The sequence below is a fragment of the Halanaerobium saccharolyticum subsp. saccharolyticum DSM 6643 genome (assembly GCF_000350165.1).
GTDB classification, from domain to species: Bacteria; Bacillota; Halanaerobiia; order Halanaerobiales; family Halanaerobiaceae; genus Halanaerobium; species Halanaerobium saccharolyticum.
This window is the reverse complement of sequence record NZ_CAUI01000021.1, coordinates 204,404-221,130: the sequence shown is the minus strand read 5'-3', so window position 1 is coordinate 221,130 and position 16,727 is coordinate 204,404. Positions and strand designations below refer to the sequence as shown.

Annotated in this window: 12 protein-coding genes; 1 reads left to right on the top strand and 11 read right to left on the bottom strand. The window is 32.3% G+C overall.

The features are described from left to right. Position 1: 1 nt before the first annotated feature. From HSACCH_RS09470 to HSACCH_RS09420, 11 genes are all read right to left on the bottom strand, one after another. Positions 2 to 868, bottom strand: a complete 867-nt coding sequence (locus HSACCH_RS09470; RefSeq protein WP_005489428.1) for a carbohydrate ABC transporter permease — start codon at positions 866 to 868, stop codon at positions 2 to 4. Continuing rightward, complete coding sequence (locus HSACCH_RS09465) at positions 865 to 1,875, bottom strand: carbohydrate ABC transporter permease (RefSeq protein WP_005489426.1); 1,011 nt, start codon at positions 1,873 to 1,875, stop codon at positions 865 to 867. The genes HSACCH_RS09470 and HSACCH_RS09465 overlap by 4 nt, the downstream gene beginning before the upstream one ends. A gap of 67 nt (positions 1,876 to 1,942) precedes the next feature. After that, positions 1,943 to 3,223 (bottom strand): ABC transporter substrate-binding protein, encoded by a 1,281-nt coding sequence (locus HSACCH_RS09460; protein WP_005489423.1) that lies wholly within the window; start codon positions 3,221 to 3,223, stop codon positions 1,943 to 1,945. 75 nt (positions 3,224 to 3,298) lie between these two features. Then, positions 3,299 to 4,921, bottom strand: coding sequence for a glycoside hydrolase family 13 protein (locus tag HSACCH_RS09455; RefSeq protein WP_005489422.1), 1,623 nt, complete (start codon positions 4,919 to 4,921; stop codon positions 3,299 to 3,301). A gap of 467 nt (positions 4,922 to 5,388) precedes the next feature. Next, positions 5,389 to 6,015: a GntR family transcriptional regulator gene (locus HSACCH_RS09450; protein ID WP_005489421.1), complete on the bottom strand. Its 627-nt coding sequence runs from the start codon at positions 6,013 to 6,015 to the stop codon at positions 5,389 to 5,391. A gap of 95 nt (positions 6,016 to 6,110) precedes the next feature. Beyond that, entirely contained in the window at positions 6,111 to 7,961 is a 1,851-nt protein-coding gene (gene uvrC / locus HSACCH_RS09445) for an excinuclease ABC subunit UvrC (protein ID WP_005489420.1), read from the bottom strand. Between the two features lie 46 nt (positions 7,962 to 8,007). Beyond that, a complete protein-coding gene (locus HSACCH_RS09440; RefSeq protein ID WP_005489419.1) occupies positions 8,008 to 8,586 on the bottom strand; it encodes a transposase in 579 nt (192 codons plus the stop codon). 120 nt (positions 8,587 to 8,706) lie between these two features. After that, positions 8,707 to 11,517 carry an excinuclease ABC subunit UvrA gene (gene uvrA / locus HSACCH_RS09435; RefSeq protein ID WP_005489418.1) on the bottom strand — a complete coding sequence of 937 codons (2,811 nt, stop codon included), beginning with the start codon at positions 11,515 to 11,517 and terminating at the stop codon, positions 8,707 to 8,709. Positions 11,518 to 11,624: 107 nt separating this feature from the next. Beyond that, entirely contained in the window at positions 11,625 to 13,652 is a 2,028-nt protein-coding gene (uvrB, locus tag HSACCH_RS09430; RefSeq protein WP_005489417.1) for an excinuclease ABC subunit UvrB, read from the bottom strand. Between the two features lie 261 nt (positions 13,653 to 13,913). Continuing rightward, positions 13,914 to 14,702, bottom strand: coding sequence for a PRC-barrel domain-containing protein (locus HSACCH_RS09425; protein ID WP_005489416.1), 789 nt, complete (start codon positions 14,700 to 14,702; stop codon positions 13,914 to 13,916). Positions 14,703 to 14,863: 161 nt separating this feature from the next. After that, complete coding sequence (locus tag HSACCH_RS09420) at positions 14,864 to 15,595, bottom strand: glycerophosphodiester phosphodiesterase (protein WP_005489415.1); 732 nt, start codon at positions 15,593 to 15,595, stop codon at positions 14,864 to 14,866. 233 nt (positions 15,596 to 15,828) lie between these two features. Here HSACCH_RS09420 and HSACCH_RS09415 point away from each other — a divergent pair, with 233 nt between their 5' ends. Beyond that, positions 15,829 to 16,716, top strand: a complete 888-nt coding sequence (locus HSACCH_RS09415) for a carbohydrate ABC transporter permease (RefSeq protein WP_005489414.1) — start codon at positions 15,829 to 15,831, stop codon at positions 16,714 to 16,716. Positions 16,717 to 16,727 lie beyond the last annotated feature (11 nt).

The window sequence follows — 16,727 nt, the reverse complement described above, 5'->3', positions numbered from 1 at the left end:
CTTAACCTTTAATTGCACCAGCAGTTAGACCAGCAACTATTTTCTTTTGAAAAATAAAAACAAGTAATACTATCGGAATAGTTACGACGACAGCAGCAGCCATTATTTCTCCATAAGGTATTTGTCTTGTAACTTCCCCTGAAAATAAAGCTATTGCAACAGGTATAGTTCTTGCTGCAGGATCAATGGAAGTAAAGGTTAAAGCAAATAGATATTCATTCCAAGCTTGAATAAATGCCAGCAATCCTGTAGTAACTAAAGCAGGAGCAGTTAAAGGTAGCAAAATCATATAAAATGTTTGAAAGGGAGTAGCTCCATCTACTTGAGCTGATTGCATTAATTCTTTTGGCAATTCTCTAAAAAATGACGTCATCACCCAGGTTGTAAACGGTAAAGTAAATATCATATATGATAGTATCATACTTGGTATAGCATCAATATTTAATGTGTTTATTACTGCATATAAACCAGATAATACTGTTACCTGTGGAAACATAGTCATAGCCAATATAGTATATAAAGTTATTTTTTTTCCTTTAAATCTTAATTTACCAAGAGCAAATGCCGAAAAAGAACCTGATAATAAAGATAAAACTGTTGTGCTTATAGCTACAATTGTACTATTAATCATACCTCTCAAAAATTGATCATTTCGAAAAATATTAATATAATTTTTAAATGACAAATCAACTGAATTATTCTCAGTATTTTTAGGAACAATTGTAGTTGGTGACATCTGTAATTGAGATTCTGTTTTCAAAGATGAGTTAACTGCCCAATAAAATGGAAATACCAAATACACTACAATAATTAATAAAACAGCAACAAATAATATGTTTTGAATAATCTTATCTAGATTTTTAATCATTCGTTTTCTACCCCCAAGGTTTTCATATACATTACAGCAAAGATGAAAATTATTATAAAGATTACTACACTTATTGCTGAGGCTAATCCCATAGCTCTATTACCAATTAATTGATAATAATTATAACTAGCCATTGAATATTTTTGCTGTCCAACTAAAACCTGAAATAAACCAAAAACTCTTAGTGAAGCTAGAGTTCTAAATATTAAAGCCACCGCTAATGAAGGTTTTAATAACGGAAGTGTTATAGAAAAAAACTGTTTTACTTTTCCAGCCCCATCTACTCGAGATGCTTCATACAATTCATTTGGAATCAATTGTAAACCAGCTAGAATTAGTAATGCCATAAATGGAGTTGTTTTCCATACATCAACCATAATTAAGGAAGGAAGTTGCAAACTACTTTCAGTCAAAAAAGAAATCTGTCCGTTTCCGATTCCTAACTTACTTAAAAACATATTTAAAAATCCAATTCTACTCGGAAATAATATCCACTCCCATATTCTTGCTGAGACAACAGTTATTACTGCCCATGGCAACAACATTATTGCCCTCATAACTCCTCTCCCAATAAATTTACTATTAACTACTAAAGCAATTATAAATCCAAATAGCGTTTCCAAAAAAACAGCAAAAAAAGTGAAAATAATAGTGTTTATAATTGATTCGATAAAATCTGGATGAATAGAACCTATAACATATTGTTTATTCAAAAGCGAGAATGTTTTTAATTCTTTATACCGCTTTGGTTCTCTTGGAAGAACTTCAAATGCATATGTATCTTCAGGCATTTCTTTTATAGTTAAAGAAAATAAAGAAGTATAATTATCCAAACCAACAAATTCTGTTTCTTCAACCCCAGCAAATACTCTATTAGTAAAACTTGTATAAACTACTTGACCTAAAGGATAAACCGCCACAATTAATAAAATTAATATTGTTGGAATTAGCATTTTATAAGCTAAACTTTGTTCTTTTTTAAATAAATTGTTAGTAATTTGAGACATTTTAAACCTCCTAAAATTAATCTTAGTTTTCCCTGAAATCAGGGAAAACTAAGATAATATCTGTCATCTATTTAATTTCAAATCCAGTAATATCTTGAATTTCATATTGTAAATTTCCTAATGCTTCTGCTGCTTCCTGTTCTCCATTCAAAACAGAATGTACTGACTGAAAGAAACTTGTAGATACTTCATTATAATTAGGAGCAGTCACAGTTGAAGGTCTTGGAACTGCATTCATAAATACTCCATATAAGTCTTCAAAAAAGGGCCTTGCTGCTAAAACTTCTTCATCTTCATATAATGATTTAATAGTTGGATTGTATGACTCTTCAATTGCACGATATTTTTGTGCCTTTTCCGATGCCATAAACATTGCTACATCAGCTGCAGCCTCTTTATTTTGACTGTATTTACTTACTGCAAGCTGCCATCCACCTAAAGTAGAAGCTGACATTCCTGGTTCATCACCCGGAAGCGGAGAAACATCAAATTTACCTTTAATAGCGCTATCTTCAGAATTTCCTAAACTATATATATATGGCCAATTCCTTATAAAGGCGGCATTACCATTTTGCCAAATATGTCTAGAACTTTCTTCTTGCAATCCAGTTACGGAAGGAGGACTAATCTCTCCAACCCAAGAAGCAGCCCTATCAATAGCCTTAATTGCCTGATCATTATAAATAGTAATTTCTTTATTACTATTTACAATTTGACCACCATTATGTGATGCAACCCATTCTAAAGCATCACAAGTTAAACCTTCATAAGCATTTCCTTGCCATAAGAATCCCCAGAAATCTTGATTACCTTTTTCTCTTTCTCCAGCTTGAATAGTTGCAGCCATCTCTTCCAATTTATCCCAAGTTTTCGGAGGAGCATCATAACCATATTCTTCTAATAAATCTGTTCTGTAATATAATAATCCTCCATCAGTATACCAGGGCATTGCTATCAGTCGACCATCTAACGTATTATTTTCTACTATGGCATCAAAATGTTTATCAACAATTTTTTCAGCACCATAATCATTAAAGTCTATTAAATGATCAGCTAATATTCCTGGCCAAACAACATCAACAGTATAAACATCCACCTCAGAACTTTTCGCCTCAAAAAACTGTAGATATAAATCTAGTCTTTCAGTGGATGATGAAGGAGTTTCTAATATCTCTACATTAGTTTCAGGATTTTTCTCCATATACATATTGGCAAGTTCTTTAGCTGAATCAACTGAATTACCACCAACAGCTATAGTTACAATCTCTTGGTCCTGAGCTAATAAAGGTATTGAAAATAGTGAAATAATCAATAATGAGAAAAGTGAAATTTTAATTAATCTTTTCATTTTTTAATCCTCCTATATTTTAAGTTAATATGTTCATACTATACTCAAAAACACTTAATAACTATCCCCCTTTCCTTAAATTTTTTTTATTAAAATTTGTGCTTCATAAGGGCACAAATGATCAACTTGATTATTATAATTATTAAAAACTAATTTATAATCTTCAGATATATTTTGATCTAATTCTATTTCAGAATCTGAAAAATTCAATATTATTTTCATTTTAGTTGTCTTGGACTTTCTCAAATATATATATTTATTATTTCCAGAACTTATTTCTTTATATGATCCATAAACTAAACAATTACTATATTTTTTTCTTAAATTAATTAATTTTTTATATGTTTCTAATATAGAATTCTCATCATTCTGAGCTGATTTAACATTTATCTTTTTATAATTAGGATTAATTTTAAGCCAAGGTTTGGTATTACTAAAGCCGGCATACTTTTCAGCTGTCCACTGCATAGGTGTACGTGCATTATCTCTACTTTTATACTTCAATTTTTGGAAAAAATCTTCTTCAGAATAACCAGTTTCAATTAAGTCCCAGTATTTATTAATAGTTTTTATATCATCATAGTCCTCTATAGAATCAAAGTCTACATTTGTCATTCCAATCTCTTGCCCCTGATAAATAAATGGAGTCCCAGGTAATGTTAATAACATTGTAGCTAATAAAGTTCCTGATTCTCTTCTGAAATTTGCATCTCCATATTTTGTAATTGAACGCGGTTGATCATGATTTTCTAGATATTGAGCAATCCAAGCATTTTTAAATAATTTATCATACCAATTCTGTTGAATTTTTTTAAAATTATCAAGGTTATGTCCTTTAAAGTCAGGAAGTTTTAAATGATCAAACTGAACTACCATATTAACTTCTTTATTTTCTTCACATGTATAATTATAGGCTGTATCTAAATCAGCATAACCTATTTCTCCAACAGTCATAAGATTATTAGGAGTAAATAATTCTTCATTAAATTCATTTAATAATTCATGAACTTTTTTTCTATGAGTATATTCTGGAGCTGCAAAAAGCTGGCTTTCATCATCAAAATCATTAATATTTATATCTGTAAATTCTTGACTTTTTCCCAAATGATGAATAGCATCTAATCTAAATCCAGAAACTCCTAGATCTATCCACCAATTAATTATTTTTTTGAATTCGTTCTTTACATCTTCATTCTCCCAATTCAAATCAGGCTGTTCTTTAGAATATAAATGTAAATAATATTCATCACGTTCTTCATCATATTCCCAGGCTGGACCAGAAAAAAACGATTTCCAATTATTAGGTTTTTGTTTTTTCCAAATATAGTAATCATTTTTTTTATTCAATTCTTTTTTAGAATTTTGAAACCAGATATGTTTATGAGATGTATGATTCATAACCAAATCTATTATAATCTTAATATCTCTTTTTTTAGCTTCTTTTAATAAACTTTTAAAATCATTTAAAGTTCCAAATTCTTTCATTATTTTTTTATAATCACTTATATCATAACCATTATCATAATTTGGTGATTCATTTATTGGAGTTAACCAAATAACATCTACACCTAAGTCTTCTATATAATCAATTTTTTCTATTATACCCCTTAAGTCCCCAATTCCATCATCGTTACTATCATTAAAACTCCTTGGATAAATTTGATAAACAACTGCTTCTTTCCACCATTTTCTATTCAAAATATTCCTCCTTTAATCTTATGATTTAATATCTGAAAGATGTTTTTTTTAGGGAATATTTATCTTGATATACCCATCCCCCATTATCAGTCTTACTTTCAACTTCAGGTTCTCCCAGCTGAAAATTTCCTAATTAGTTGATATTTTAAGAAAAAGCCAGAGTTATGGAACTTTAAATAATTCTAACTTAGTAATTTTCAAAACTATCAGCTCCGCCCTAAAAGATAAACCAAATTAAATTTTTAAAATTATAATCAAACTTTATTATCTTATTAGCTTTTTTGACATCAAATATTCTTTATTTGATATGTGATATATCAGATTAAATAAAATTTTTTTATTTTAAATAAAGACTTAACTACATTATTTATAAGTAATGCCAATTAAATTGTAATTTTCTTTTTATTTTTATTATTATAATATTTAACTGTAAATTACACCTTTAATTTACAATCTTTTTCAATTTTTTAAGTTCTTTTTTTAATTTCAGCGTCCTCTGAAATTTGAACTTGATCTAGGTGCCTGAATAAAATACTGCGGGCCTTTTCTTTATTTCCTTCCAGAATGCAATCTATTAACCTTATATGTTCCTGTCTAGATGTTTCAGATCTCTTATAATTTAAATAACTAAAAAGCATAGTATAATGATTAATCATCTTTAAATAACTGTCAATCAAATAATCATTATTTGAGGCAAAAATAACCTCTTTATGCAGCTGAGTATCATAATTACTAAAATATTTCTGGTTGCCATTTTTAAATTTTTCCTTAAGTTTAGCTAACTCTTTTTTATCTATTTGATCAAAATAATTATCAAGACAGTATAATTCATGCATCTTTCTAACTTCTAAAATATTATTAATCTCTGCTTCAGAAAAATTCTTGACAAAAAATCCTACACGTGGCTTGTTTTCTACAAGTTCTTCATTTGCCAGTCGGCGCAATGCATCTCTTACAGGCATCAGAGAAATACCATTCTCCTCAGCTATTTTTCTAGTATTAAGCTGTTCACCAAGTTCTAATTCTCTATTTAAAATCTGTTCTTTGATCATTGTATATACCTGATCTGTCAAGCTTTGTTTATTAATAACCATAATAACACTTCCTAATATTTTCTGTGATATATCAGATGCTCTATATTACAACTTCAAGACTGAGATCAAATCTCCTGCAAAAATTTTAATTTTTTTTAATAAGCTCTCATATTATCTCTTAAATAATCATAAATTTTGCGGGCCGTTTTTCCACTTATACCATCTACTTCTTTTAACTGCCAGATCTTAGCTTCTCTAATTTTAGCCAGAGAACCAAAATGCTGCAGCAGAGCATTCCGTCTGGTCTCTCCTACTCCCGGAATCTCATCTAACATTGAATGAGTTAATCTACGTGATCTTAACTTGCGGTGATAGCTAACTGCAAAACGATGCGCTTCATCTCTCACCCGCTGCAGCAGCTGCAGAGTTGGAGTGTGATGTGGTAAAGTTATAGGCTTACTCTCTCCAGGTTTAAAAATTTCTTCTTCTCGTTTAGCCAGTCCTATAATCGGAAGATCTTCTATTCCTAATAACTCTAAAATTTCATAAGCAGCACTTAGCTGCCCTTTACCCCCGTCTATTAATATCAAATCCGGTAATTTCTTATCTTCCCGCAATAATCTAGCATATCTTCTTTCGACAACTTCTTTCATACTGGAAAAATCATCTGGGCCTTCTACAGTTTTAATTTTAAAACGACGATAATCCTGCTTAGAAGGGCGACCATTTTTAAAAACTACCATTGAAGCTACTGAATCTGTACCCTGAATATTAGATATATCAAAGCCTTCAATATGATAAGGATCATTTTTCATCCCCAAAATTTCTCCAAGTTTTTCTACTGCACCTGAAGTTCTTTTTTCTTCATATTTGCTGCGTATATCTTCCTTTTTAAGATTTTGCTCAGCATTACGCTCAGCCATCTGCAGCATCTTCTTTTTATCACCTTTTTGAGGATACTGAATACTCACTTTTTTTCCTTTAATATCTGCAAGGCGTTCGGCCAGCAAATCTTGATAATTAATTTCTGTATTTAACAAAAGTTCATCCGGAATTCCAGCAGCCTGTTCATAATACTGCTGCAAAAATGAAGCCATCGTTTCTGCCTTACTTTCTTCTTCTGTTCCCTGCAAAATAAAATATTCCTGACCAATCAACCGACCATTTCTTACAAGCAGCATCTGGGCACAAGCAGTATCCTCTTCACTTTGAACCAAAGCAACTACATCTTGATCAATATTTTTATCAGTCATTACTTTTTGGCTTTCACTTAACTTCTCAAAAGCCTGCAGTGCATCTCGAAAACGGGCTGCCTTTTCAAAATTTCTTTCAGCTGCCGCTTCCTTCATTTTTTCTTCAACCTGCTGTTTCAATTCTTTTTGACGTCCGGATAAAAACAGACAGACCTGATCGATTAATTCATGATAATCTTCCTTACCAACTGCTCCAATACAAGGACCCAGACACTTGTCTATATGAAAATTTAAACAAGGACGCTCTTCCGGTTGATCTGCTTTTAATTCTTTTTTGCAGCTTCTGAGTTTAAAAATATCCTTAATTACATCTAAAGTCTTATAAATTGCATCCACATCAGCAAATGGACCAAAATATTCTGCTCCATCATTTTTTACTATCCTAGTTTTAAAAACTCTTGGAAAATCAACATTTTTAGTTACTTTAATAAAAGGATATGTCTTATCATCTTTAAGCCGAATATTAAATTTAGGCTGATGTTTTTTAATTAAATTAGCCTCTAAGATATAAGCTTCCACTTCTGTATCAGTCATTATATAATCAAAATCATCTATATATTTAACCAGCATTCTGGTTTTATAAGTCTGATCATTTTTGCGAAAATAAGAACGAACCCGGCTGCGGAGAGATTTAGCCTTCCCTACATAAATAATCATTCCCGTTTCATCTTTCATCAGATAAACCCCGGGCTGGCGGGGAAGCTCCTTCAACTGGGCTTCAATATGTTTTTTACTATATTCATTATCTGTCATTTGTATCATCCTTTTATTTATTGGTACCTGGTTATAAATATTTTTTTCACAACTCACATTCCAACTTAATATCTCGGTCCAATTTTTTATTAATTTCTTCTAATTCAACATACTTTCTATATAGATATCTATTATTGTCAAAATAAGATAAAATTATCTTTTCATTAACAAGGCTGTTCTCTTTGATTCCTAGATAAACAGTATAACTACTTTTACTATATAATTCAGCTCTACTCACTATTGAAGCTGTAACTGGATTTAAATGAATATAGCGGCTAACTCCCAAATTATACAAGTTATCTTCAATTAATTTAGAAAAATATCTGCCTTGAAAAAGATGCCCCACTAAATCATATTTATAGTTAAAATATTTTGCGTAAAAAAGATTAATCCGGTGCATTAATTTCCAAATTTCAACTTCTTCAGTCTTGATCTGTAGATGAATATGATTAGTCATTAAACAATAGGAAAGTAGAGAAAAACCGCAATTGTCTTTAACTTTTCTTAAAATATCAAGATAAAAACTGTAATCTCTTCTGTCTTGAAATAGATGACATTTGCGATTGCCTCTACTGACAATATGATAAACTGCCCCCGGATACCAAACTCTCTTTTTTCGAGCCATAGTCATTCACCTTCCATTTATTGGATTTGTTGTATAAAATTATATCACAAATCCACAAACAATTAAAAGCAAATGTGAAATATTTATTCTGTACCCGGTACCAATATATCAATTTATTCACTACAGCACTTCTTTTAAAAATTTAGCTGTATATGAATTCTTATTTTGAGCTACCTCTTCTGGAGTACCTGTGGCAACAACATCTCCACCTTTTTCTCCACCTTCTGGCCCTAAATCAATAATATAATCAGCTGATTTAATTACATCGAGATTGTGTTCAATAACAATCACTGTATTACCATCTTCACGTAAACGATGTAAAACTTCTAGTAATTTTTTGATATCAGCAAAATGGAGTCCAGTTGTTGGCTCATCTAATAAATAAAGAGTCTCCCCTGTACTTCTTTTACCTAGCTCTTTGGAAATTTTAATTCTCTGTGCTTCACCACCAGAAAAAGTAGTAGCTGGCTGACCTAGTCTTATATAACCAAGCCCCACATCATACAGTGTCTGCAGGCGGCGGCGAATTGGTTCAATATTTTCAAAAAATTCTACTGCCTCTTCTACAGTCATCTCAAGCACATCTGCAATTGTTTTGCCTTTATATTTTATTTCTAGGGTTTCACGATTATAGCGCTTACCATCACAGACATCACAGGGAACATAGACATCAGGTAAAAAATGCATTTCGATTTCTTCAATCCCCTGACCTTTGCAGGCTTCACAGCGACCTCCTTTAACATTAAAACTAAAGCGTCCAATTTCATAGCCGCGCTGCTTGGCTTCAGGAGTACTTGCAAAAACATCTCTAATATAATTAAAAACTTTTGTATAAGTTACAGCATTAGAACGAGGAGTTCTACCAATTGGTGACTGGTCAATATTTATCACTTTGTCAATCTGGTCCATTCCTTCTACCTCATCATGCTCACCTGGATGCAGAGTTGAATCATGAAGTTCCCGCATCATTTTTCTCTTAAGAGTATTATTAATTAAAGTACTTTTACCTGAACCAGAAACTCCTGTAACACAAGTAAAGGTACCCAGAGGAAAATTAACATCTATATTTTTTAAATTATGCTGCCTGGCCCCTTTAATACTGAGCCACTTTTCGCCAGTTTGATATCGATCTTCAGGTACATGAATCTTCTTTTTTCCTGATAAATACTGTCCGGTAAGTGATCGCTCTTCAGCTAAAATATCCTTTAAAGAACCTTCAGCAACAATTTCTCCTCCGTGTTTACCAGCACCAGGTCCCATATCAATGATGTAGTCTGCAGCTCTTATTGTTTCTTCGTCATGTTCAACTACAATAACAGTGTTCCCTAAATCTCTGATATGCTTTAAAGTGCTAATTAAACGGTTATTATCCCTCTGGTGCAGACCAATACTGGGTTCATCTAAAATATATAATACTCCCATCAAACCAGATCCAATCTGAGTTGCCAACCTTATCCGCTGTGCTTCACCACCAGAAAGAGTACCAGCTGAACGTTCAAGACTTAAATAATCAAGTCCAACATCCAGTAGAAATCTTAATCTTTCCCTAATTTCTTTTAAAATCTCTTTACCAATTTGAGCTCGACGATCATCAAGTTCTACGCCTTTCAAAAACTCATGCGCCTCTTTTATTGTATATGAACTAAACTCAGCAATAGAAATTCCTCCAACTGTTACTGCAAGCACCTCCGGTTTTAAACGCTGTCCATGACAAACTTGACAGGGAATTTCATTCATATACCTTTCTAGCTTTCTATGAGCACTTGTACTATCAGATTTTTCCATTCTTTCTTTTAAATAACCTGTAATTCCTTTAAATCTTGTTGTGTGATCTCTGGTTCTACCATAACGGTTAGTATAAGGAAAGGTAATTTTATGATCATCACCATAAATCAACTTGTTTAATATTTTGTCATCTAAATTTTTGATTTTTGTTTCTAAACTAAAATCATATTCTTCAGCCATTGCTTTTAAAAGAGCAGGGTAATAACGGCTTGAAGAACTGGCCCAGGGAATAATTCCCCCATCATCAATTGATTTTTCTTTATCTAAAATTAAATCAGGATCAAATTCTTTTTTAACCCCCAAACCATCACAATTTTCACAGGCTCCATAAGGTGAATTAAAGGAAAACATCCTTGGAGACATTTCTTCAAGACTTATATTATGCTCTGGACAAGCAAATTTTTCACTGTAAGTTGTCAGTTCACCTTCTATTTCGTCAATCATAACTAATCCATCTGCATATTCTAAAGCAGTTTCAACAGAATCAGCCAGACGTTCTCTGATTCCTGATTTAACTACCAATCGATCAACTATAATTTCTATATCATGCTTAAAATTCTTATCTAATTTTTCTGCATCCTCCAGGAGAATTGTTTCTCCATCAACTCTTGCTCTAACAAATCCATCTCTCTGAGCTTGCAGAAAAGCACGCTCATGTTCTCCCTTGCGACCGCGCACAATAGGTGCCAGAACCTGTATTTTGGTTCGTTCTGGTAATTCCAGAACCTGATCAACTATTTCATCTACTGTTTGAGATTTAATTTCCTTACCACAGATAGGGCAGTGAGGAATTCCAACTCTGGCATAAAGTAACCGCAAATAATCATGGATTTCAGTTACTGTACCTACAGTTGAGCGTGGATTACGGCTTGTTGTTTTCTGATCAATTGAAATTGCAGGTGATAGTCCTTCTATATATTCTACCTTTGGTTTTTCCATCTGACCCAAAAATTGACGCGCATAAGCAGATAGTGATTCCACATATCGACGCTGGCCTTCTGCATAAATTGTATCAAAGGCTAATGAAGATTTACCTGAACCACTCAAACCTGTTATCACAATTAATTTATCCCGTGGTATATCTAAATCTATTTTTTTTAAATTGTGCTCTTCAGCACCCTTAACTATTAAACGTTCTAATCCCATTTTAAAAATCCACCTCTTTTATATTATTGATCCCGGACTCTTGTTAAAAATCAACTGTATTTGAATAGTTATTCCTTTTAAATTTATTATAAATGTCCGGTGCTCTATTACATTTTTTCTAATTTCTCTTCCAATTCTTCAATTTCATCTCTAATCTGAGCAGCAACTTCAAATTCTAAATCACCTGCTGCATCTTCCATTTCAGCTTCTAAATCTATAATTAAATGTTGTATTTCTTTGCGAGTCATATCATCATAATTTTGACTATTATCATCAGGATCTTCATTGTTTTGACTCTTGTCATAATAACGACTCTTATCTTCAGAAACCACCATATCGACTGGTTTTACAACATCTCTTACAGGTTTAATAATTGTTTCTGGAGTAATATTATTATCTTTATTATGCTGAATCTGTATTTCTCTTCTTCTTTCAGTTTCATCAATAGCGGTTTTCATGGAATTAGTAATTTTATCAGCATACATAATTACTTTACCACCAACATTCCTAGCCGCACGGCCAATAGTCTGAATCAATGCCCGCTGTGAACGAAGAAAGCCTTCTTTATCGGCATCTAAGATTGCCACCCTGGAAACCTCAGGTAAATCAAGTCCCTCTCGTAAAAGATTAATCCCAACAAGTACATCAAATTCTCCCAGACGAAGATCACGAATGATTTCTGAACGCTCAATTGTATCAATGTCTGAGTGAAGATAACGAACTCTAATTCCAGCTTCAGCCAGATATTCAGTTAAATCCTCTGACATTTTTTTAGTTAAAGTTGTAACCAGAACTCTTTCTCCATCGCCAACAACTTGGCGTATCTCTTCCAGCAGATCATCAATCTGACCATTAGTAGGTCGCACATCGATTTCCGGATCGACAAGACCAGTTGGGCGGATTATCTGCTCAACAATTTGCTGGCTGTGTTCTCTCTCATAAGGACCTGGAGTTGCGGATACATAAACAGCCTGTGGTACTACCTGCTGAAACTCTTCAAAATTAAGAGGCCTGTTATCAAGAGCAGATGGAAGTCTAAATCCATACTCTACCAACTTCTCTTTGCGAGAGCGATCTCCAGCGAACATTCCTCCAATCTGTGGGACTGTCATATGAGATTCATCAATTATTACCATAAAATCATCTGGAAAATAATCTAAAAGTGCCATCGGCCTGGAGCCAGGCTCACGCCCTGCTAAATGACGGGCATAGTTCTCAATCCCAGAACAAAAACCCATCTGCTCCAGCATTTCTAAATCATAGCGGGTTCGCTGTTCCAATCGCTGTGCTTCAACCAGTCTATTTTCTGCTCGTAGTTCTTTCAAACGTTCTTCCAGCTCAGCTGAAATCGTTTTGATTGCTCGCTCAACCTTATCTTTTGGAGTAACAAAGTGGCTGGCCGGATAAATTGTCATTTCATCTATCTCAGCTTCAACTTCACCTGTCACAGTATTAATTCGAGTAACCCGCTCAATTTCATCTCCAAAGAGTTCCACTCTAATTGCAACATCTCTATAAGCAGGAAAAATATCAATTACATCTCCCTTAACTCTAAAATGTCCACGAGAAGTATCCATATCATTGCGGCTGTACTGCATAAAAGTCAGGCTTCTGGTAATCTCTTTCCTATCCATAATTTTGCCAACTTCAAGATCCAGTGATAAATTCAAATAGTCATCTGGAGAACCTAGACCATAAATACAGGACACACTAGCTACGATTAATACATCTCGTCTTTCAAAGAGAGAAGTCGTAGCAGAAAGTCTAAGTTTTTCAATTTCATCATTGACAGAAGCATCTTTTTCTATATAAGTATCTGTTTGAGGTACATAAGCTTCCGGCTGATAATAATCATAATAACTAACAAAATATTCTACTGCATTATCAGGAAAAAACTCCTTAAATTCACTGGTAAGCTGAGCTGCCAGAGTCTTATTATGGGCTATAACCAGAGTTGGCTTATTAACTTCTTCCACCAGTTTAGCCATTGTGAAAGTCTTACCTGTACCTGTTGCTCCAAGCAATGTCTGATGGCTATATCCTTTTCTTATTCCTGCAGCCAGATTGTCTATAGCCTCAGGCTGATCACCTTTTGGCTCAAAAGGGGCCTTTAAATTAAACTGTCCATCCTTCACAAACTATCCCCTCCATATTATTTAAATCAAATTATTATTTTTGAAAATTAATATCCGATAATTTTTCAAAGTTAAAATTATTATACCCTGTTTTAATAAAAATATCAGTAAAATTTGAGACATTTTTATTAAAGTGAATATATGTTTAGTTATACTATATTATTATATCAATAATCATTACTAATTTAAAGCCTTATTTAATTTATATTAAAACTAAAGACAAAAAAAAAGAGCCCAACTAAGGGCCCTTATAATACTATTTTATTCCCAATATTTCTTTTCATCATAATGATCATAAAGTAATTCTTCATAATTCTTATCGATGAAATCTTTTGCTTCTTTTGGTTCTTTGTATTCTGGTGAATCTTCGATTTCTTTTTTGTCTTTATTAACAAAAATTTCTTGATCAAACCAGCTAATACTTTCAATCCAGTCTGGAGCAATTAAAACAGATTTACCTTCCATAATATTTCTAGTGTCAATTAAGAGGTATCTTATGATCCAGCTGTCTTCTTCCTCAACAAAAAGATCTTCTAGATGACCAAATTTATCATCTTTCGCGTGGATTTTATAACCTCTAACTTCTTCTAAACTTCTTAAATTAGTTGCAACTATATCTGCTTTTTGCTTGGCTTTTTCTTCTTTCTTAATGGTTTTAAAATCAAGCAACTTCTTCCGTTCTGTTATTCCTGCATGAATAAGCTCACTGTCACTTGAATGAGTTTTTTTCCAATAGTCAGGCCAACCAAAATATTCAATAAGTGCTTTTTCTTTTGCTTTTGAGATAGGCTCGTTTTGTTCTATACTTGGTGAATCTTCAAGCTGTTCTGAGGATAAATTAACATGGATTTCACTATTGTCAAAATCAACATTGTCAATAGCATGAGTTGAAATTAGAGTCTGTTCATGTTCTAGCCAGTTTCCAGTATCAATAACTAAATAACGAACTACAAACTGATTTTGATCAAAATAAAAATCATCAACTTTACCCAATTTACCATTTTTACCATTTACTACAAACGATTTAAGGGAATGTAGTTTTCTTAACATTTGGCTCACCTCTTTATAATTTTTAGCCTAAAACAACTGACAGCACTATCTAAACTAAATATTTTGTCCTAATCTATATTAGTTTCCTTAAAGCCAACTCCCTGTAAGTTAATTATACTATTTATTGAGCAAAAATTCAAACTATATAAATTAAAACTTAATTAAATATTTTTGGCATTTTTTCTTAATTTTTGAATCATCTCAATATTATCTGTTATGATCATATCGACTCCTTTTTCCAGTAAATCTACAACTGATTCTGAGTAATTAACAGTGTATGCACAAATTTTCATCCCCATAAAATGAGCCTTTTCGATTGTCTTTTGATCAATTGTTAAAAAATGCATATGTAAAGCATCAAATCCACGCTTAAAAGCATAATCAGCAGGATTAATAATTTTAGCCATCAAAAGAGCTCCAGTCTTAATTGCAGGTTGTATTTTTTTAATTTTTTCTAAACTGTAATGGTTAAAAGAAGAAATAATAACCTTATCTCGAATTTTAAACTCATCTACAAGCTTTAATACTTTTGTTTCCAAATTCGGGTAAGAAAGATGATTTTTTAATTCTATATTTATAATCTCCATATCCTTAACTATTTCTAGAACCTCTCTTAAAGTAGGTATTTTTTGATTTTTAAACTCACTACTAAAAAATTCACCCACGCTCATGTCTCTTAATTCTGCAAAGGTATGATCTTTGACCAAACCACTACCATCCATTGTCCTGTCAATAAACTCATCGTGAATGACTACAATTTCTCCATCTTTTGTTAACTGCACATCAAATTCTACCCCATCTGCTCCCAATTCAACTGCTTTTTTAAAGGCAGCCAAAGTATTTTCTGGATATCCAGCCACACCACCACGGTGTCCAATAATTTTTGTCTTCATAATATTCACTTCCTTTTATAAAACTTTACTTTATCTGACTTTAATAATTCAATTATATAATACAACTTTTTTGGTGAAGCTGCAAATTATATCTACTAATATGTGAAAATAATTTATTTTTTTACCATATTTTAAGCAGGTCTTTTCTTTTCCATAGAGAAATATAAAAATGTAAGATTATTATAACTCTATTTGAAAAATTAAAAATATTATAATTATAGGAGGTAATCAGATTGAACAGCAAGTTTGCTAAAAAATATAGATATTTGGCTTACCTTTTAATTACTCCATCGATCATTATTGTTACAACTTTTTTAATTTATCCTTCAGTCCAATCACTTTATTTAAGTTTTTTCCGCTCTACTCCTTTTGGTAACAGACAAATGTATGTGGGTTTTCAAAATTTTCACCGACTGTTAACTTCACCTGCCTATTGGAATAGTTTGACTCGCTCGCTTGTTTTTACAGCAATTACAGTTTTTATTTCTATTGCCTCTGCTTTAGTGCTTGCAGTAGTTACAAATAAGAAAATTAGAGGTGCAAAAATTTATAAAAGTCTTTTAATTTGGCCTTTTGCTTTTTCTTTCGCTTTTTCCGGTATCATCTGGGGAGTTTTAATGCACCCCAATGTTGGGCTGATGTCTTATTATCTTAAAGTATTGACTACCATTGATTTCAATTGGATTAACAATGGTACAGCAGCCTTTATCTTAATAATTATTGCTTCCAGCTGGAGAATGCTTGGCTATAATTTCATTTTTTTCATTGCTGCTTTACAAAATGTTTCTCCAACTTTATTAGAAGCTGCAGATATTGATGGTGCAAGCCCTTTTACAAAATTTTGGCGCATTACATTTCCTTTAATTTCACCGATAACATTTTTTCTGCTGATCATGAACACTCTTCAGGTCTTCTTTTTAACCTTTGGAGTTGTAGATGTTTTAACTCAAGGAGGTCCAGCTCGCGCTACAGATATAGTAACCTATAAATTATTTAGAGACGCCTTTTTAAGTATGAGAACTGGTTATGCATCTGCTCAATCAATTATCCTCTTTGTCTTTGTTGCAATTATAACAATTATTCAATTTAAATATGCTGGCGAAAAAGTATTCTATCAGTAAAGGAGCGAATT

Excerpts from the sequence above, each read along its gene's own strand:
- HSACCH_RS09460 (WP_005489423.1), bottom strand. The coding sequence starts at position 3,223 with ATGAAAAGATTAATTAAAATTTCACTTTTCTCATTATTGATTATTTCA.
- uvrA (WP_005489418.1), bottom strand. The coding sequence starts at position 11,517 with ATGGGATTAGAACGTTTAATAGTTAAGGGTGCTGAAGAGCACAATTTA.
- HSACCH_RS09470 (WP_005489428.1), bottom strand. The coding sequence starts at position 868 with ATGATTAAAAATCTAGATAAGATTATTCAAAACATATTATTTGTTGCT.
- HSACCH_RS09440 (WP_005489419.1), bottom strand. The coding sequence starts at position 8,586 with ATGGCTCGAAAAAAGAGAGTTTGGTATCCGGGGGCAGTTTATCATATT.
- uvrC (WP_005489420.1), bottom strand. The coding sequence starts at position 7,961 with ATGACAGATAATGAATATAGTAAAAAACATATTGAAGCCCAGTTGAAG.
- HSACCH_RS09425 (WP_005489416.1), bottom strand. The coding sequence starts at position 14,702 with ATGTTAAGAAAACTACATTCCCTTAAATCGTTTGTAGTAAATGGTAAA.
- HSACCH_RS09450 (WP_005489421.1), bottom strand. The coding sequence starts at position 6,015 with ATGGTTATTAATAAACAAAGCTTGACAGATCAGGTATATACAATGATC.
- HSACCH_RS09420 (WP_005489415.1), bottom strand. The coding sequence starts at position 15,595 with ATGAAGACAAAAATTATTGGACACCGTGGTGGTGTGGCTGGATATCCA.
- HSACCH_RS09465 (WP_005489426.1), bottom strand. The coding sequence starts at position 1,875 with ATGTCTCAAATTACTAACAATTTATTTAAAAAAGAACAAAGTTTAGCT.